The organism is Thalassobacillus sp. CUG 92003 (genome assembly GCF_013618635.1).
GTDB lineage: Bacteria > Bacillota > Bacilli > Bacillales > Halobacillaceae > CUG-92003.
This window is the reverse complement of sequence record NZ_JABLSJ010000004.1, coordinates 123,268-141,477: the sequence shown is the minus strand read 5'-3', so window position 1 is coordinate 141,477 and position 18,210 is coordinate 123,268. Positions and strand designations below refer to the sequence as shown.

General features: G+C 42.2%; 19 protein-coding genes and 2 pseudogenes. 5 read left to right on the top strand and 16 right to left on the bottom strand.

What is annotated here, in order from left to right; translation table 11 throughout:
* Positions 1–124: 124 nt before the first annotated feature.
* A complete protein-coding gene (locus HOP45_RS07555) occupies positions 125–1,540 on the bottom strand; it encodes an alanine/glycine:cation symporter family protein (RefSeq protein WP_370457988.1) in 1,416 nt (471 codons plus the stop codon).
* A 197-nt stretch (positions 1,541–1,737) separates the two neighbouring features.
* Positions 1,738–2,606: pseudogene (locus HOP45_RS21005) on the bottom strand (serine hydrolase domain-containing protein).
* A gap of 168 nt (positions 2,607–2,774) precedes the next feature.
* On the opposite strand from HOP45_RS21005, the gene HOP45_RS07545 reads away from it, so the two are divergent.
* Both HOP45_RS07545 and HOP45_RS07540 read left to right on the top strand, forming a co-directional pair.
* On the top strand, positions 2,775–3,239 hold the full coding sequence (locus tag HOP45_RS07545; RefSeq protein ID WP_181348493.1) for a DUF2243 domain-containing protein: 465 nt from the start codon (positions 2,775–2,777) through the stop codon (positions 3,237–3,239).
* Positions 3,232–4,065, top strand: a complete 834-nt coding sequence (locus HOP45_RS07540; RefSeq protein ID WP_181348490.1) for a cytochrome c oxidase assembly protein — start codon at positions 3,232–3,234, stop codon at positions 4,063–4,065. Before HOP45_RS07545 ends, HOP45_RS07540 begins: the two co-directional genes overlap by 8 nt.
* On the opposite strand, the gene HOP45_RS07535 is transcribed toward HOP45_RS07540, so the two are convergent.
* Complete coding sequence (locus HOP45_RS07535) at positions 4,014–4,244, bottom strand: excisionase family DNA-binding protein (protein WP_181348487.1); 231 nt, start codon at positions 4,242–4,244, stop codon at positions 4,014–4,016. The genes HOP45_RS07540 and HOP45_RS07535 overlap by 52 nt on opposite strands.
* Before the next feature lie 432 nt (positions 4,245–4,676).
* On the opposite strand from HOP45_RS07535, the gene HOP45_RS07530 reads away from it, so the two are divergent.
* Together HOP45_RS07530 and HOP45_RS07525 are read left to right on the top strand one after the other, a co-directional pair.
* On the top strand, positions 4,677–5,135 hold the full coding sequence (locus tag HOP45_RS07530) for a hypothetical protein (protein WP_181348486.1): 459 nt from the start codon (positions 4,677–4,679) through the stop codon (positions 5,133–5,135).
* A gap of 116 nt (positions 5,136–5,251) precedes the next feature.
* Positions 5,252–5,422: a hypothetical protein gene (locus tag HOP45_RS07525; RefSeq protein WP_181348483.1), complete on the top strand. Its 171-nt coding sequence runs from the start codon at positions 5,252–5,254 to the stop codon at positions 5,420–5,422.
* Between the two features lie 60 nt (positions 5,423–5,482).
* On the opposite strand, the gene HOP45_RS07520 is transcribed toward HOP45_RS07525, so the two are convergent.
* The 3 genes from HOP45_RS07520 to HOP45_RS07510 all read right to left on the bottom strand — a co-directional run bounded on the left by HOP45_RS07520 (position 5,483) and on the right by HOP45_RS07510 (position 8,378).
* The gene (locus tag HOP45_RS07520) at positions 5,483–6,475 is read right to left on the bottom strand and encodes a hypothetical protein (protein WP_181348481.1); all 993 of its coding nucleotides are present in this window, start codon (positions 6,473–6,475) and stop codon (positions 5,483–5,485) included.
* Positions 6,465–7,037 carry a sigma-70 family RNA polymerase sigma factor gene (locus HOP45_RS07515; protein ID WP_181348478.1) on the bottom strand — a complete coding sequence of 191 codons (573 nt, stop codon included), beginning with the start codon at positions 7,035–7,037 and terminating at the stop codon, positions 6,465–6,467. Before HOP45_RS07515 ends, HOP45_RS07520 begins: the two co-directional genes overlap by 11 nt.
* 699 nt (positions 7,038–7,736) lie before the next feature.
* On the bottom strand, positions 7,737–8,378 hold the full coding sequence (locus HOP45_RS07510; RefSeq protein ID WP_181348476.1) for a YczE/YyaS/YitT family protein: 642 nt from the start codon (positions 8,376–8,378) through the stop codon (positions 7,737–7,739).
* Positions 8,379–8,673: 295 nt separating this feature from the next.
* Here HOP45_RS07510 and HOP45_RS07505 point away from each other — a divergent pair, with 295 nt between their 5' ends.
* Positions 8,674–9,147, top strand: a complete 474-nt coding sequence (locus tag HOP45_RS07505; protein ID WP_370457977.1) for a CBO0543 family protein — start codon at positions 8,674–8,676, stop codon at positions 9,145–9,147.
* A 138-nt stretch (positions 9,148–9,285) separates the two neighbouring features.
* On the opposite strand, the gene msrB is transcribed toward HOP45_RS07505, so the two are convergent.
* The 10 genes and pseudogenes from msrB to HOP45_RS07455 form a co-directional block, all read right to left on the bottom strand.
* Positions 9,286–9,840: a peptide-methionine (R)-S-oxide reductase MsrB gene (gene msrB, locus HOP45_RS07500; RefSeq protein WP_181348888.1), complete on the bottom strand. Its 555-nt coding sequence runs from the start codon at positions 9,838–9,840 to the stop codon at positions 9,286–9,288.
* 195 nt (positions 9,841–10,035) lie between these two features.
* On the bottom strand, positions 10,036–10,893 hold the full coding sequence (locus HOP45_RS07495; protein WP_181348472.1) for a CvfB family protein: 858 nt from the start codon (positions 10,891–10,893) through the stop codon (positions 10,036–10,038).
* Positions 10,894–10,990: 97 nt separating this feature from the next.
* Positions 10,991–11,428 (bottom strand): hypothetical protein, encoded by a 438-nt coding sequence (locus HOP45_RS07490; protein ID WP_181348471.1) that lies wholly within the window; start codon positions 11,426–11,428, stop codon positions 10,991–10,993.
* A gap of 14 nt (positions 11,429–11,442) precedes the next feature.
* Positions 11,443–13,104: a gamma-glutamyltransferase family protein gene (locus tag HOP45_RS07485; RefSeq protein ID WP_181348469.1), complete on the bottom strand. Its 1,662-nt coding sequence runs from the start codon at positions 13,102–13,104 to the stop codon at positions 11,443–11,445.
* A 3-nt stretch (positions 13,105–13,107) separates the two neighbouring features.
* A complete protein-coding gene (locus tag HOP45_RS07480; protein ID WP_181348468.1) occupies positions 13,108–14,256 on the bottom strand; it encodes a CapA family protein in 1,149 nt (382 codons plus the stop codon).
* A gap of 12 nt (positions 14,257–14,268) precedes the next feature.
* Entirely contained in the window at positions 14,269–14,718 is a 450-nt protein-coding gene (pgsC, locus tag HOP45_RS07475) for a poly-gamma-glutamate biosynthesis protein PgsC (RefSeq protein WP_181348465.1), read from the bottom strand.
* A gap of 12 nt (positions 14,719–14,730) precedes the next feature.
* Positions 14,731–15,912 (bottom strand): poly-gamma-glutamate synthase PgsB, encoded by a 1,182-nt coding sequence (gene pgsB / locus HOP45_RS07470; RefSeq protein ID WP_181348463.1) that lies wholly within the window; start codon positions 15,910–15,912, stop codon positions 14,731–14,733.
* A 258-nt stretch (positions 15,913–16,170) separates the two neighbouring features.
* Positions 16,171–16,560, bottom strand: coding sequence for a VOC family protein (locus tag HOP45_RS07465; protein WP_181348461.1), 390 nt, complete (start codon positions 16,558–16,560; stop codon positions 16,171–16,173).
* A 24-nt stretch (positions 16,561–16,584) separates the two neighbouring features.
* Positions 16,585–17,567, bottom strand: a pseudogene (locus tag HOP45_RS07460) (LLM class flavin-dependent oxidoreductase).
* Positions 17,568–17,665: 98 nt separating this feature from the next.
* Entirely contained in the window at positions 17,666–18,046 is a 381-nt protein-coding gene (locus HOP45_RS07455; RefSeq protein WP_181348458.1) for a helix-turn-helix transcriptional regulator, read from the bottom strand.
* Positions 18,047–18,210: the final 164 nt, after the last annotated feature.

Below are 18,210 nucleotides of genomic sequence, written 5' to 3'. Positions count from 1 at the left end.
TTATTCAAATGAGATGCTATACTTGTTAAAAATAAGTGGCGTAATGTCAATCTTCCTGCAACGGAAATGCCCCGATGCGTAATAAATCGCAACGGGGCAACCAATTGTTAGTCTGAGTCTTACTTTATTGTGACTCATCTTCCTCTTCACTTTCGTAAAACAAGGTCACGTCCCTTGTTTCGGTTCGCCGTTTATATACCCGATTAACATAATCTTTCGTGATGGCAGCTATTTCCTTGTGTAAAAACAGCACCGGGATGATATTAGCCAGTAGGACGAATGCTAACAATAGATCCAGAAACTGCCATACAAATTTCAACCCGCCTATCGCTCCGATAAATACAGCGATTATATAAACAACCCGCATCACTTTGGCAGCTTTCAGATTAAAGAGATACTCGGCTTGTTTTTCTCCGTAAAAGATGAGGATTCCGAGGGTCGTCACGACAAAAAATAGCAAGAAGACCGAAATGAATGCGCCTCCAAATGTATCACCGAACACCGTCCCTACTGCCACACTGATCATGTTGGAAGCATTCTCCTGCGCTGTGTCTTTCCATGCTCCCGTCACGAGCACAGTTAAACCGGAAATTGTACATATGACAATCGTATCAACAAAAACACTGAATATCCCCCACATCGCTTGACGAGTAGGATGATTCGTCCGGGCAGCAGCATGAGCAATGGGGGCTGTACCTAGACCGGCTTCGTTTGAATAAAGGCCGCGAGCTGTTCCCCAGCGAATGGCTTCACCGACTGCTGCTCCAGCAAATCCGCCTGCAGCAGAAACCGGGGTGAACGCGCTGCTGAAAATCAAGCCAAACACAGCTGGCAATTGGTCCGCGTGTACCAAAATGACGTATAGACAAACGCCAATATAAATCAGCACCATGCCTGGTACCATTTTGTCCGTAACCCTGGCGATGCGTTTGATCCCGCCGAAAATAACAATGGCGATTAATACGCTCATAATCGCGCCTGTTAAATAGGTCGACAAGCCGAATGCTTGCTCGGTTTGCGTGGAAATCGAGTTCGATTGGACCATTGTACTCGGAATCAGTTCAATCATGAGAAAGAAAGCGAAGGCAGAAGCGACCCATTTCCACCCCAGCGCTTTCTTTATGTAATATTGCGGGCCGCCCACCCATATCCCTTTCTCATTCGTTTCCCGATATTTCAAGCTTAACAGAATCTCAGAGTATTTCGTCGCCATTCCGATTAATGCTACAACCCACATCCAGAATAATGCCCCTGGACCACCTAAGGATATGGCTAACGGCACACCGACGATATTTGTTGCTCCTGCTGTTGACGCAAGAGCTGAAGTGAAAGCTTGAAATGGTGTGATCGTTCCTTTGGATTGTGTTTTTTTAAATATTTGTCCAATCGTTTGGTGCAAAACATGGCCGAAAAACCGGAATTGAAAAAAACCAATTCGATACGTTAAAAAAATACCTCCAAAAATCAAGAGAACTGACAATGGATAGGTCCATAAAAAATTGGAAACAGCTGCAAGATTCTCTTCTATCGTTGCCCACATGTCTTGCAAATACAGTACCTCCTTCACATTGAGTAGTTACCCTTACTTTCCCGCTCTGGGTGAAATTAAAACGAGGCTATAGTATTATCATGCTTACGGATTTTCTGGACGCGTTAGATGACATAATTGATGATGATAGCCCTGAACAGGCATAATACAAGCCCTGTTTCCCATTGGGAATAGAGCTTTTAATGGACTTAAGTCACATATGCTTCGAAGGCTTTCATGCTGGTATAAGCACCTTTACTCTCGTTTGAAACCACAACTAAATTGGTTTCTGTTTCGTATTTCGTTACGGCCTCTCCCTGGATCTCCATCCACATACCATATCCATAGGCGGTGCCATCTTTCACCTGAACGTGAGGCGTCAGTATGTAATTAGTCAACGTCTCATTTAATAGTTCATGGTGAAGCAATGCATCCCAAAAACGTATCATATCAGGAGCTGTGACGAACCCTCCTCCTTTCACAGGAATCGCATAAATGTTCGTTTTCCATGACCCATCTTCATAATCTATGTAACCATTTGCCGTGTTCACAGGAAGAGAATCTAAAGCGAAGTACCCGGAATCACGCATACCTGCCCGATCAAAAACATGCGTTTCAACGTACTCAGTAAAGCTCAATCCTGATTGTTGTTCAATAATCAAACCTAGTACAATATATGCTGCATTATTGTAATGAAACGCCGCAGACTATACATAGGTGTACGTTCCCACAATTGTTCAAAATCATCCATGGTTGCTTCGTTGAAATAATCCGGCATACCCGATGTGTGCGTAAGCAAATGGTGAATGGTTACATCTTCATTTCCAAACGGGAATATGTGATCCAAGCAGTCTTTCAATTTTGTATTAATCTGTAGTGAACCATTTTCAACTAATTGGCAAATGGCAACTGATGTGAACAGTTTACATCCTGATGCAATTCCAAACCGTGTTGCTTGGTTGTTTAGCCTTTCATCTGCCCGATCGGCAAATCCATATGCTGCGTAAGCCTCCCCTCCACCGTTTTGCTTTATACCTACAACGCCTGAAAACGATTTTTTGTCAGAAGCTGACTTCATTATGTGATTTATATCATCTTTCTTCAATTTTTCCCTTCCTTTCTAGTTGACCTCTTCTGAAAATTTGATCATCTTCCTGTTCTCAAGGCTTACATAGTTTATCGAAGTGCTCGAACAGGTAAAGGGACGAATAGACGTAACAGTTTTAGATGCAGGGAGGAGATGTTTATGACTGATCGTCAGCATAACGCCACACACACATACGCCTCACGAAATGTTTGGACAGGATTCCTGTTTGGGGTCGGATTCGTCGCTTTTATCGATGAAATGGTCTTTCATCAGCTCTTGCATTGGCATCATTTCTATGACCAATCCACGACAGATGTCGGGCTCATTTCAGATGGTTTTTTTCATGCCTTCAGCTGGTTCGCTACAGTAGGGGCATTCTTTTTGTTTGCTGATCTTAGAAGGCGGCGAGCTTTTTGGCCGCTGAAAACACTAGGGGGCACTTTGCTTGGTGCAGGGGCATTCCAATTATATGATGGTCTCATCCAGCATAAAGTCATGCGTTTGCATCAGATTCGGTATGTACCGGATGTGCTTCCCTATGATTTAGTTTGGAATATTTCAGCAGCCGTCATGATTATGGCAGGTCTATTACTCATTAAACGTACAAGGGTTCGCCATGACTAACGCTGTTATGTCGGCTTTGATAGGAGCAATTGGCGGGCTAGCCATTTTATCTTACGTCATAGCAGCAACCTTTTCGAGTCGCCGCTATGCCAAATGGCCATTTTATCGCAAGTTTTTTTGGGCGATGGGCATCCTATGTGCTTGTTTTTCGGTTACGGGCCCACTAGCTGAGCAGGCCCATATGAATTTCACAGCACATATGTGGGCGCATTTATTGCTTGGGATGCTCGCCCCCCTTCTCATGGCACTTGCTGCGCCTGTTACGCTTGTCTTAAGAACGTTGCGCGTCCATCAGGCACGCCGTTTGACACGTGTATTAAGGAGTCACATAGTAGGCGTATTCACTCATCCCATCGTGGCATCGCTGCTTAATATCGGAGGTCTATGGGTGCTTTACACAACCGAGCTGTATCATTACATGCAAGAAAATATGCTCGCGCATGTTTTAGTTCATCTGCATGTATTTATCGCCGGTTATTTGTTTACTATTTCGTTTCTTTATATTGACCCGACGCCTCATCGGTATAGTTATCTGTATCGAGCGATCATTTTCATATTTGCTTTAGCGGGGCACGGTATCCTATCGAAATTCATTTATGCGCATCCTCCCGATGGTGTCCCCGTGGACGAAGCACAATCGGCCAGCAAGCTCATGTACTATGGCGGTGATGCAATTGACCTCGTCATTATTGTTCTCATGTGCTTACACTGGTACCAATCCACTCGGCCGCAACTCGCCCACTATGATGGAAAGGATGCAGCTATCCTTAAGCATCAGTCTTCATCTTTTACATCAATGTCGTCCGGCAAAGGTTCATTGAAATAAGCTTGGACCATTGCGTGATAGGTTTCCATTTGTTCAAAGTAATGCTCGAATTGGTCAGTGTTAATCAAAACTTGCTTACCATCATCCACTGAACGGATTTTATTTTCAAGCATAAGTTTTTGAACGTATGCTTCCGGCAAATCTAAATACGCGGCAGCTTCTTTGACAGTAAGATACATGCTCCTTCCCTCCTTTCGCTGCGTATAACTGTATGTGTTAATAGTTTATCATGGGAATAGAAGGAACGCAGGTGGAAATGAGCATATGATAAAACAAAGAAGCGTCAACGTGTTAGACTAGGCCTAACCAACCAGATGTTCCAAGAGGAGAGATGGCCATGTTTCAAGCCATTAAACGATTATTCATGCCCGAAAAGTGTGGCATGTGCAAAAAAAATGCCAACGAGCCGAGGTATTATTTAGATGACAATGGGAACAAAATAGCTGTTTGCTTCAAATGCATTCCTCATGCAGAGAGGCGGGCATTAAGAAAAATATAACCAGTAAGAGAGACGTGACGCTGTTAAAAGCTCATGTCTCTTTTTTTATATCAACATAATACAGCCAATTAAAGGTCATACTACTAAATAATCGGAGGAGTGTGCGTTTACTATGGTCATAAATATATTATTTGGTGCGGTGATTCCCTGGATTCTTACTGCCTTATTATTTCTCAGAAAACCAGCGCTCGTCATATTGTTGTTTCCTTTAGGAGCAATGATCGCTTTTGGATTGAATGATTGGGGCTTTCGGGTTTTTTGGCTTGTCAGTCCGTTTCATGATAATCCATCGTTACCTGCGCTTCCTTTTAACTTAGGATATTTTCCCATGCTTGCCTGTTATTTTGGCTATTTCAATTACATCAGGTTGTTGGAGACGAAAATGTTAATCGTTGTGTTCTCCCTTATTACAACTTCGCTGGAATTTATGGCGCTCTTAGTTGATAAAGTTCACTTCTATAACCAGTGGAACATTTTTTACTCGCTTCTCGTTTACTTATTAGGATTCAGTGTTGTTGTTATTTATGTAAAGCTTTTGAAAAAATATAACATTGCTGATTACACATCTTAGCCTTCCTCACTTTTTTCATTTCAAATTGGAAATGGTTCACTTACATGAAGTTCGCGAATTGATACACAATATAAAAGGCTTCTCAAAAAGCCAATTTGAAAAGGAGTGGACCTAGTATGCACAAAAGAAATGTACAATGGATCCCGATGGTAGCTTCAATTGGTATTGGTGCAGCAACGTATAGTATGATGACAGGCCGAGGCGGTCAATTACAGCATATGCTTCCGCAAGCGATGCAAAATATGACAAATCAAATGCCTGGTCAGAATAACCAAATGAACAGCTAATCCCCTTTTTAATAATAGAGAGCCGTCAAGTCTTCTCTGAGAAGCTGACGGCTCTCTTATTTAATTTGATTCATAAACCATGCGGTCGATGCCTTTATTTGGTATATTGAATGTGATTTCAAGCTCTCCATATTTGTATTGCTGACACGTTGCTGATTCATAGCAGCTTCCTTCGGTTTGGGCGTCAGGTTTGCCGTACATATCTCTCATTTGTTGTTCATTTGTTGGGAGCAGTTGTTGCCAATTTTCGCTCGTTACATTATAAGGTCTTGCGTCTATAGTGATAACAGTCTCGTCATCCAGTGTTAAATACATAATAGGGGCTCCGCCGTCATGATATGCCAGGGTTTGGTTTCCTTGTTGACCCGTTGTTTCATTTGTTGGTTCGCCTAATCGTTCTACAACTTCCTCTCTTGTCATGCCCAGTTTAATTTGGGCAACTGCAAATTGACTTTCTGTCGTTTGAATTATTTCTTCTTCATAAAAATTCATCAGCTGCTCCGGTTCAGTTGCTTTAAAAACCATTTCGTCAGTGTTAAATACAAGAGCAACCGGCGCATGATCCAGATTGTAACGCTCCTTCACCCCTGAATGGAACGACTCGAAATTATTACGGATAAACGTTTGATCCATGTCACCCGCTAACTGCTCCCGCGTCTCTGTCCATTCTTCACGTTGATCCGTGGAACCATCAAACAGATAAAGCACAGAATACCGTGAATCATCTTCAGATAAATAGGTAGCGATGTGCTCGTCGGTCGTTTCATCCATCGAATCAGCGTCAGGAACAGTTGGCGTCGTGCCGCCTGGTTCCCCGTTATGGGAAAGGAAATTAATATTAGTGAAACCGGCAAACCCAATGAATATGCAGAGGACGGCGGCTCCGAAGGAACTCATGCCAGCCTGCATCCACTGTTTGCTTGACCACTTACGCTTCCTTTTTGATTGTTCGAGCACGCGTTGTTTCAAACGCTCACGATCGACGTTCACATCTTTCAGGGTTGTGGCTTTCATTGATTTGCGCAAATGCAAGAGTTTGTCTTCAATGTTCATCCAACCCCTCCTCTTCATACATATTCCGCAACATATTTCTGCCTCTATTCAATCGGGTTTTGATAGTATTCTGATTCAATTTCAAAATGTCGCTCATTTCTTTCACTTTCATGTCTTCAAAATCATACATGAAAATAACTTCTTTGAACTTAGTCGGCAACGCTAATACTTTATCTGCTAGTTGCTGGTCTTCCATCTTTGCAAACGTGATGGCTTCCGGATCTTTTGTCGTAACACCGAAATCATCCTGATTGCGTTCCTCGTTCATTAGAAAGCGCTTTAAGGTTTTCTTCCTCAGCTGGTCTTTGCATTTATTGATGGTAATGCGATATGTCCATGTTTTAATGGATGACTGATTGCGGAAATGTTCGATTTTGTTATAACACGTCAAAAACACATCCTGCATTAATTCTTCTGCAAGCTGCTGTTCCTTAACGTAACTAAAGGCAAGCCATAATATGGATTGGCTATATTCAGCTATCATTTGTTCTAAAAATGCTTCTCTTCTTGCTTCATCCTGGCTGATGACATGCAGATTATAATCGTCTAGTTGGATCGCCATAACAAACACCCCAACCCCCTTTTCACTTCTTAGACGCAATCAAAGCAGCTAAGGTTCCTATAATTCCATACAAATATTGATTGTGCATGCTTCGTTTCAGAAAAGCGTTCTAAGTTCCTGGAATACGACGTTTAGAGATACTATGAGTCCTATATGCATGAGTGTTTGGGTTGGCTGGGTAATAACTCGCTTTTCTGTGGGGGAGCGTCAAGCCTCCTCTGTCGTTAACACTCCTTGCGGGGTCTCGACTAGTTCCTTCTCCTACGGGAGTCTCGCCATTTCCCAGCCAACCCATTTACTTTAGTGAACGGACCCTTCTATATAAGTGAAGCTGGTTTATTTAGCATTTTTTTCGTGTATGAAATGACAGTATATTTTTATGTTTAAAAAGAGCATTCATATATCAACAACGTATAAATTGATGTATATAGAAGGTCTTACTTGTGTTTTAAAGTAAATCGACTATGCGCGCACGCCACCTGGAAAACGAATCGTTTCCCGCACCCCTTAAATTCTCCTAAACGCAATAACTGGGAAAAGACACTTTGCTTTCCTCGGACGATGAGGATGTGCCGGTAGAAGGCGGCGTGTTTTGACGGTGTGGTCTTTGAACGCATTCCTTAAAACACAAAAATTCCGAACAATTTAAGCGAAATCATTCGGAATTTTTGTTGTTTTATTCAGTTTTGTTTCCACCTCTTAAACGGAACTTTCTGGAGACAGTTCCTCGGCAAGAGGTTGATATTTTTCATATATCGGATAAGCATTGGTGTACCATAATTGAATGCATGGCCCTAAAAATATAATGGGTGCAATCGTTCCTAAACCAATCGGTCCGCCGATAAGAAACGCGAACGTTCCCATCATAATGCCAATAAGGGTCTGCCCCATTCTCAGGCTTAAATTGAAACGATGACTCACTGCCAAGAATAGCTGATCCACCGGAGCTCTAGGCAATTGGGGCAAGATATAAATCGCAACCCCTAGACCGACGAGTATAACACCGGCCGCTAGCATAAGCACTTGCCACACAAAAGGGGCTCCTGCTAAATTTAGTCCGCCAAATACAACTTCCAACCAAAAGTCCAATACGATCGCTTCTAAAACAACGGGCAGCACCGCTCTGAATTCAGGTGCTTGTTTCATTAAACGCCCATTTATAAAAATAATGATAAATTGCGCTGTTCCATACCAAAAACCGACTGTATAACCTAACTTTTCGGACACCCCGATAAAAAATGAGGTCCAAAACCCTGCGCCTAAGGTAGCGTTAATAATTAATGCTACGCCTAGGAAATTAATTAATATACCGAGAAGGTAAACCGAAGCTCGATAAAGCATACGATCTCCTCCCTTCCTCTAAAATGTCGGAAAAATGATTGGAGGGTGTAACACTCTTTCAAATTTCTGACGACATTTTATTAGCGATTGCTGTTTGCGTCAATCCATTCAACTCGCTTACGGGAGAACGCTGCGAGTGAGGGGGCATTTCGATTTTTTTATATATCCTATTCCTGCATCTGCAAACAAAGCGTTGCCTGGAGGGCTTAACGTCTTCATCATGTTAAATTGTAATTTTTTCCTATTATGAAATTAATTCCTAAGCGGATACTACCACTATACTAAATGTGAAAAAGTGGTGTTTCCCATTCTTTTTAATCTGATCGTAGGTTTTATCATTCCTTGGTCAATTGCGATCCTAGTTTGCAGAAAGGTTCCTATATTATTTTTGACTGTCGCACCCTTTATGTCATTATTATCGGTGACCCTTAACCAAATCGGTATGGAATGGGGGTTCTGGACCCTTTATCCTGAAGCCGATTTATTAATTTTCAACTCCATTTATATCGACTTTGGTTACAATCCATCAGCCGCCATTCTGTTTATTTACATGATATATGTTAAGAAATTGAAGCGGTATGCCGTGTACTTAGGATTTATACTATTTTTAAACGGGGCGGAAATACTTGCTCAGCATTTTGAAAAAGTTGTATATAGTAACGATTGGAATATATTCTACACGTTTCTCGCCTATGTCATTGGACTGATTGTGTTAGATCTATATTATTTCTTGCTGACGAGGTCGATTAGCAAACGTAACCTCTCATAAACATAAAAACCTTATCAGCACTTCGAGACTTCTGTGTATGCGGATGCTGGCTGGGAAAACGGATCGCTTTCCGTGGGCATGGGGTGCTCTTGGGACCGGAACGCCCTTACCTGGCTTCACTGAGATGTGACAGAGATTTTAATTGAACAGATGAAGATAGTCTTCATAGCCTTCACGTTTCATATCTTCTTTTGGGATAAATTCCATAGCTGCAGAATTCATGCAATAACGCAGGCCAGTTGGTTCTGGCCCATCTTCAAACACATGGCCTAGATGAGAGTCAGCTTCTTTGCTTTTGACCTCCGTCCGACTGCCCAGTAAGCCGGCGTCTTTTTTAGTTACAATATTTTCTTTTACAAGAGGTTTTGTGAAACTGGGCCACCCTGTGCCGGATTTAAATTGATCTGTCGAGCTAAAGAGTACTTCTCCGGATAGGATATCGACATATATGCCATCCTGTTTATTATCCCAATAAGGGTTATCAAAAGCTGTTTCGGTGCCATTTTGCTGCGTGACCTTATATTGGATCGGTGTGAGCGTATCTTTTAGTTCTGCTTGTGAGTAGGTAACCGTTTCTTTTCCTTTACTAATGGTGATCGGACCCTCCTGTTCGTCTCCTGAGAGCTTTTGATAGGTCATGGGGGCTACCAAAACAATGATAACGATGACTATACCAATCGCGATATACGTCATTATTTTCAATTGAGTCTCCCCTCCCTCCCTTTTATCCAACCATTTGCTTCAAGTATAGCCATTCAAACAGCTCCGTTCAAAACATAGGCTTATGAATCCAGCCATTGTTAAGACAAAGAGAGGAACCAAAGTAAATGCTTTGCACTTTGTTACGATAGTGTGCCGTTCAGAGCCATTCAACTTCAACATTTTTATTTACTTAAGCATCGTTTTACCTTCGTTTTGCCGAACTCTGTCTTCTTTCATTAGTTTTCCTAGAGCTCGCTTAAACGAGGCTTTACTCATATTGAACGCTTCTCTAATGTCCTCAGGATCACTTTTATCATCAAATGACATCGATCCTCCATGTTTTTCAAGGTATGCTACAAGCTGCTCAGCATCCTCTAATTGTTTTTCTTGTTTTAGAGGTAGCAGTGAGATATTAATCGTTCCATCCTCTTTGACGGCAATCACCCTACCTTCGATGGTTTCTCCCAGTCTAGGTTCTTGCTTCCGTTCCGTCGGATGAATGAACCCGCGATAGCCTTCTTCTGTAAGAATAAATGAGCCAGCTTTCGTGGCGCGATAAACCCGCCCGGTTGTCCATTCATTCAATAATGAAGTTGGCGCGGCTAAGAGATCGTTTTGCACCTCATGTTCTGTAATGGGCTCAGCCAATAGTCGTCCTTTCTTATCCCGTTCTAGACTGACGAACAACCAGTCTCCCTGACTTGGCCACACCCTCGATATCATAGGCAGGGAATCCTTAGATACCAGAATATCCTTCTCTATACCAATATGGACGAAGACCCCCAAGTGAGGTACCACCTCCGTCACTTCTGCCCATCCAAATGCATCTAATCGAATGTCTGGGATGGTGCGGGTTGCGATAACCTCTCCGTTTCGGTCCTGGTAAAGAAACACGTCAATTGTTTGATCAATTTCGATGACATGATCGCCATTGTTTTCATTTGGTAATTTATACGATGTATCAGAGCCGGCAAGAATGAAACCTTCTGTTATCTTTTTAAGTACCGTCACCTTTTGCACCGTGCCTGTTTTCAACGCTGACATTGCTATCCCTTCTTTCTGCGTTAACGTTATGCATTAAGCGTGCCCTGCGTAAAAAAATAGTAAACCCTATGGTCAGGATTTACTATTCTAAAACGCCTTAATTCAATGAATATTCATTAGCATACGTTTGTTTATTCTGCTCCCATTCAGACTGAGGAATCTCTGTAACCGTTTCGCCATTTGAATTATAAACAATGACTTTATCGTTCCTTTTTTCAGTCGTGTATTCATTTCCTTCATTGCCCGAGGTGTCATTGCTCATAGTAAGCTGCTCATTTCCTTCATTGCCCGAGGTGTCATTGCTCATAGTAAGCTGCTCATTTTCTTCAGTTTGAGAAGACTGCTCGGAAGCATTCAAGTTGTTTTCGCTCGTGTTATTAGTATTAGTTTCGGAGTTTTCCATATCGTTTAGAAAGCTGTTAATTTGGAATTGTTCCAAATCATCAAGTCTTTCCATTTGTTTAAATTCTGTCATAAAAACCATTGCTAAAAATAGTAGGGCAAATGGCAGTACGGCTCTAATAAATCGTTTCAATTCATGGCACCTCCTTAATTGCTGCTTTCAGACTGCTTGATAATGGCTCGTCCTGATCTTCTCGGGTCTGCTCCACCATACAATCTATCTTCGGCTTTATCCATGATGAGTGTCTGAACACCGCCGTATAGGGAAGATCGTTCATTGAGATACACATTATACCCTCTTGATTCAAGCTCGCTCACGACCTCCTGGTCAGCCTGTTCTTCTAAGAAAATGCTATCATCCTCTATATAAAATCTCGGTTGTTCAAGTGTATTTTCCAATGGTTCATCAAAAATTAAATGTTTCGTCAGCACCTGAGAGAGGATCATAGGAATGCGTGAACCTCCGGGTGACCCGAGTCCCATTGTCCGATCTTCACTTCTCAGGATGGTGGGGCTCATAAAGCTCCGGGGACTCTTACCTATTTCGATGCTATTTGGCGAATCTTCATCAGCACTGAAGTTCTTAAGCTGATCATTCAGAAAGAACCCGCCGACTTCCTGACCTGAGCCAAAGAAGTTACTTAAGGTATGGGTAGCGGAAACCATTTGACCATTCTCATCTACCACGACAAAGTGAGTCGTATCCGTATGCTCTTCGTCAGCCGCCATAGAATCGTCCACTTCATAATTCTGCGATAATTCGTCCATCGATATATCGTCAGCTAGCTGCGTTGTGAATTCTTGACTCGTCAGTTGGTCTTTAGGCACATCAATGAAATTGGGATCGCCAATCGTGTCCAGACGGTTGTCGTAAGCCCGTTTGGATATTTCCCCGATTAAATGCATGTAATCGGCATTACTGCTTTGTGACGAAGCAATATCCAGGGTCTCTGCCATCTGTAGTGATTGAATCAACGTGGTTCCAGACAGGGGTGGTGGAGCTGAATAAACATCCATGCCTGCAAACGTACCATGTGAAGGTTCACCCACCTCTACTTGAAAGTTACCTAAATCTGACTGTTCTAAACCCTGAATATTTTGAGCAAGTTGCTTCCCTATACTACCGGAGTATAAAGCTGAAGAACCTTCAGACTGGATTTTTTTCAAATTGTCAGCGAGCTCCTGCTGCACAATCACATCATTGGGTTGCACGGCTTCACCTTCAGGGAAAAATGTTTCAAGTTCGCTTATTCGCATGCGGTGTGCGGCACCTTCGAGCCGGTTGGTCAAGTGTTTGTCCACTTTGAACCCTTCTTCAGCCTTCTCAATGGCGGGTTGAATTAATTCCGACATCTCCATCGTGCCATAATCTTCGTGAACGGCCTCCATTCCTTTGACAATACCAGGAACACCGAAATTATTGTCCGGAATACCGGATTTCGGCACCGTTTCCCGATATTGATAAGAAACAGGTTCACTATTTTCGCCTCCCGGCATAACGAGCATACCGCCACCGCCGCCGATTCCGGATCCGTAGGGCTCTACTACGCCAAGCATATATGATACGGCAATCGCCGCATCAACAGCACTTCCGCCTTGATCCAACACATCGATCCCGGCTTGTGTAGCTAATGGATGGGACGAACTTACCCCGTACCCTTGGGTCGTTTCAACCGGTTCTTCACTCGATTGTTCAACTTCTTCATATTCAGTTCTGTCACTTTCAAATTTACCTTCGACATAGTAGACAAAACCTAACCCAATGGCTACGATAGCTGCAAGGACATAGATAATATTTTTATGTTCCACAACCTATTCCCCCTTCTCCAATACATCTGAGTGATCCACTTCAACAATTAATTTACCGTCTTCTTTGTTGAAGTATTCTTGAGGTTGCCCTCGTGTCAACTGTTTAAATATTTTGTACCTGTTATAGATATTGTTAGTAGGAGTAGGTTGCGCTTCTCTAATGCGAGTCGGTGTTATTTCAAAGCGACCGGTTCCATCTTCAAGTAAGTCATATTTAACAAGCGCGCTGTCTCGCGTTCGTGACCAACCTTGATCAAAAATGAAATTCCCAAGACTGTAGAATATGACAGAATCATTATAGACTTCAACTGGAGACAGGACATGAGGGTGGTGGCCGACCAGGATATCTGCTCCGGCGTCTGCTATCGCATGTCCGATTTTTTCCTGGCGAGGATGGGGTTCGTTATCATACTCAGCTCCCCAGTGCATATGGACAATGACCAAATCAGCTTGTTGCTTTGCTTCACTCACTTTTTGCAAAAACACTTCCGGATCGGCCAATGCTATACCAGGACGAAATTCAAACGCTTCAAACCCTTCAACGTACACATCCGAATAGCCGAGGGTTGCGACAGTGATGCCGTTATGTTCAGATAACTTTATCTGATTTGCTTCCTCAGCGTTCTCTCCTGCTCCGACGTACTCTAATCCTTCATCGTTAAAAACTTCTAATGTATCCATCATGCCTTGTGGGCCATAATCCATCGTGTGGTTATTGGCTAACGACACATTCGTAAAATTCGACTCTACAAGCTCTTTCACTTTTGCTCGATCTGTTTTTAATTGAATTGCTTTTTCAATAGGTTCGTAGTTTTCTTTGTCTTGTGTGAGTACAGGATTTTCAAAATTGCCCGTTACATAATCGGAAGCTTCAAAATAAGGTCGGACATGTTCTAACAGATAATCCTCCCCATAGGCTTCAGGCACTTCTTTCGTGAAACGCCCAAACATCATGTCTCCGACGAACGAGGCGGTAAATTCAGAGTCGTCCTGTGTATCTACCTTAGGAACATCAGGTGAATAAAATTGGTTGAAACCAAAAATGAACAAGAGAAGGATAACAAGTGTAACCACTGCATATTTATCGCTTGAACGTTTATTCGCTTTAATTTTCTTTACAATTTTCTCTTTGAACGTTAATTTTCGAGGCATGTCATTATCATCCTAAATCAAGTAATAGATGGTCATGATCAAAAATGTCAGACCACTTAGTAAGAACGTACTGATGCCTGTAATGAACAGGCCCTGATTTTGCATCGAATTAGCCATCAATCCTGGGACGATAATTCCAATTCCTCGTAACTCCATTATTTCAAAGGGCATCACAGGATAGAAAAAATCAAAAATGAGTTTCAAAACGATGCCAGTCGTAAGCATGGCAGCAAACTTCCGACGCCCGTATAAAATAGTGAATTTTGAAACCCCATAATGGACAATGATAAATGTTAAAATACTGATGACAAAAACGACAGCCAAAAAGATCGGCTGATCAAATACCAGGGCAAGATAGCCAGGTACAACCAGCCCGGCAGGTAAAACCCCAGTCTTCTCAGCAAAAATCAAACTTAGAATAACACCTAATACAAGTGATATGTATAAATCAGATCCAAACATACTTCCTTCCTCCTAGCTAATACTTTGCGTCGATTTAAGGTGATCAAGCTCATCAATGAGAGATTCAGCAGCTCCGTGGAAATTTCCTACCCCGTAAATCACCCGATCAGGCATAATAGGGAGTAATGCTTCCACAACGCTTGCTTGCGTATATCCCTCATAATCTAGTAAATGCTCCACTTCAATGGTTCCGTTTGAGCAAGCTTCTTTGATAGCCTGGGTGTGTTCTCCAATCAATACGAGATAGTGAGTTGGTAGAAAAGGAAGTACGTCTCTTGCAAATTGTTCAGTACGTTCCACACGATCCTCCCGGCAGTTCATGATAATGATGGGTTCGGATGTAGGGTAATTCAATCCTTCAACCCTGTTCCAAATATTTATTGTGGATGTCGCGTCATTGGCTGCAAAGCCGTTTACAAAATAGGCTGAAGAATGGTCAATGTCGAGTTTCTGCACACGCATGGCCCCTGGGTCCGGCTGTGCCTTCAACATTCCTCTTAAAGCCGTGCTTTCGTCTATATCTAAAGCTTCGGCTACTGCCAAGGCTAAAGACGCGTTATCTGGAAAAACCATATAATCAAATTGTTGCAAATAGGCTTCATCTATTTTATCGTTATCTGCCATTATGACTTTTGTCCTTCTCTTACGAGCAATGTCAGAGAAGTATTCGACAAAAGGACCATCAACTAAAATCAGGTGCCCTCTATAGGGAATCGTTGAAGCGAGTGCTTCTGCAACTTCATCGATTGTCGGCCCCATGACTTCCATATGGTCTTCTAGGACATTCGCGATGATACCGATATTCGCTTGCAGCATTTTATTTTGGAAAACAATCTGGTAATCAGGATTGACGGCCATGCATTCACTCACGAGTGAATCAGCCCCGCGATCGGCAGCTTCTTTGGCAATAATGCGTTGTTCCCGGATATTAGGACCTTCAGGCCGGCGTAGGATAGCCCTTTCCTCGGGCGTGTCCCAGTAAATCAGACGGGCTGAAGTACCAGTTGTTTTTCCGACAACTTTATAGTCGGCTTCCTTTAATATTCCTGTAATTAACCGAGTAACTGTTGATTTTCCGCGTATCCCGTTTACATTCACCCTGACTGGCAAGGCGTTCAATGTTTTTTGGTGTTGGCGCCATTCATATATCCCTACAACGAGAATAAATATCACAGCAGCCGGGATTAGGTACATAGTCATTTCCATCCTTTTACATTATACTGAAAAACTATATTGATCGTTTTTCATCATTCAATCGTCTGTTCAAATATTGCAAACAGACTCCCATATAAATATTAACAGGGGATGTCGTATATTGAAACAGTCAATTTAGCGAAATATGGATTTTCGTGAGGGAATTTGAGGTTTTTTATTATATATTAGGTACAAGGTAAGACGTAAGTTTATATCCATTCTAATGATTTGGCCTTAATTAACATATCCCTGCAGAATTTAAACGTTGGCGACCACCTCTACCTTAATGCGGTCAGGATCTTCAAAGTATAAAGCATAATAATCATCGCCTCCAGCGTAGGGATGAGCATCCTGATAAAGGATCGGAACATTCATTTCGACTAGACGCTCAGTGATTTTATCGACGTGTGCTTTGGAAGATGCATTGAAGGCTAGATGGTTCAAGCCGATACGTTTCCGGTGATAGCCTGCCGCCACATATTCTTTTTCAGCTTGTACAAATACTATGTAAGTTCCCTCATGAATCCAACTGATACCTTCCGGCCACTGCTGATAGATTTGATAGCCTAATTCCTGCAGCAGCCAATTCCAAAATTGAGCTGATGCTGATAGATTCGAAACGTATATCTCGATATGGTGAAGCGCCATGGAATTCCTCCTTTTATCGCTCGATTATCTGAAGGCCTCTGCCAATAATCGATAAGACTTTATTTTCTCGTTTGGATCATGGATATTTGTGATGACTAAAAACTCGTCCGTCTGATACAACTCACTTAAACGTTCTAACGCTTGTTTGACTTGTTCAGGTGTTCCGACAATTGCACGTCTTCGATTATGCCCATCTCGCCCGCCGTAAATGTATGCTGTTTAACCTCCTTTACAGACGGCACTCTCGTATCTATACCCTTTTCAACTTGAATTAACCATTTATCTTGACTCAAAGCCAACTCTTCTGCTTTCTCTTTCGTTTCAGCGCACACGACAAACACGCAGACATTTACTGCAGGTTGTTCGTTTTGTTCACTTGGCGTAAACGTCTCAAAATATGTACGAAGTGTTTCACTGGCATGATCAGGATTGATAAAATGACCGAACGTAAAATTTGTTCCACGTCTCCCCGCATGCCTTGCCCCTCTTTCTGAGAGACCAAGCACCCATAATTCGGGATTTTGGCTTGGAAAAGGCATGGCTTTCACTCCGTAGGCAGCATGGTCGTGTGGCAACGTATTATACATAAATCCTTGTAAATCTTTAATTTGGCGAGTAAACGCACTCAGTGGTTTTTGACAGCCATCTGTTAAAGCGAGCCTTGTTTGTTGAGAACCTCCCGGAGAACGACCAAGGCCTAAATCAATCCTTTCAGGAAACATGGCCGCAAGCATTCTGAAGGTTTCTGCTACTTTCAAGGGGCTGTATTGCGGGAGCAGTACGCCGCCTGAACCGACCCGGATGGTTGCTGTTTCTGAAGCAATGCGAGCAATGAGAATTTCCGGAGACGGAGATGCGAGACCATTCGCATTATGATGTTCAGCTATCCAAAAGCGGTGATAGCCAAGTTCCTCCGCTTTTTTCGCTAATGTTAGCGTGTTTTCCAACGCTTCTACTGAAGTCGATCCGGTCGAAATAGGCGCTTGATCTAATATGCTAAGTCTCATATTCTTTTTCTTTCATCAATCGGGATTTAATGTTTGGATAATTAGACCGATAATGGAGTTAAGTTACATACACAATGCATCGGATTTTTCTAATCGATTTAACGATACACGTCATTCATGATCTTATTAAGTATGGCAATTTGTTCATCGAATAAGATTTTATACTTTTTCTTCAAAACTTCGAATTCTTCTCTGCCATTGTCAGTCAGATAATACCAATAGACTTTCTGACGCTTTTTATCATGGGATTTATAATCTTCTTGCCTTCTCAATAGACCTTCTTCAGTCATGTCATGAAGTGTGTCTAATAAAGTTGACGGAGCCGGCACCCAGTTCTTCGTTAGTTTTTGAAATTCTGTTTTAAAATGTTCACTGATCATAGGTGCGTTCATTTGCAGCAGATGCATGATATAAAATTTAGTGAACTGAGCAGCACTCATGTTGAGAGCAAATTTTTTGGGGTTGTTTTTATGTGACATGTTTCATCTCCTTTTATTAGGATATATTTTCATTTTACTATAAACAGGGTCTACTATCATTTAGAAGTTATGATGAGGGAAAGCTTTGGATTATGAAGGTTTCTGCTACTTTCAATAGTCTGTTGAGTGTCTTATTGCAAATGATTTGTTTTATTGTTCGGAGT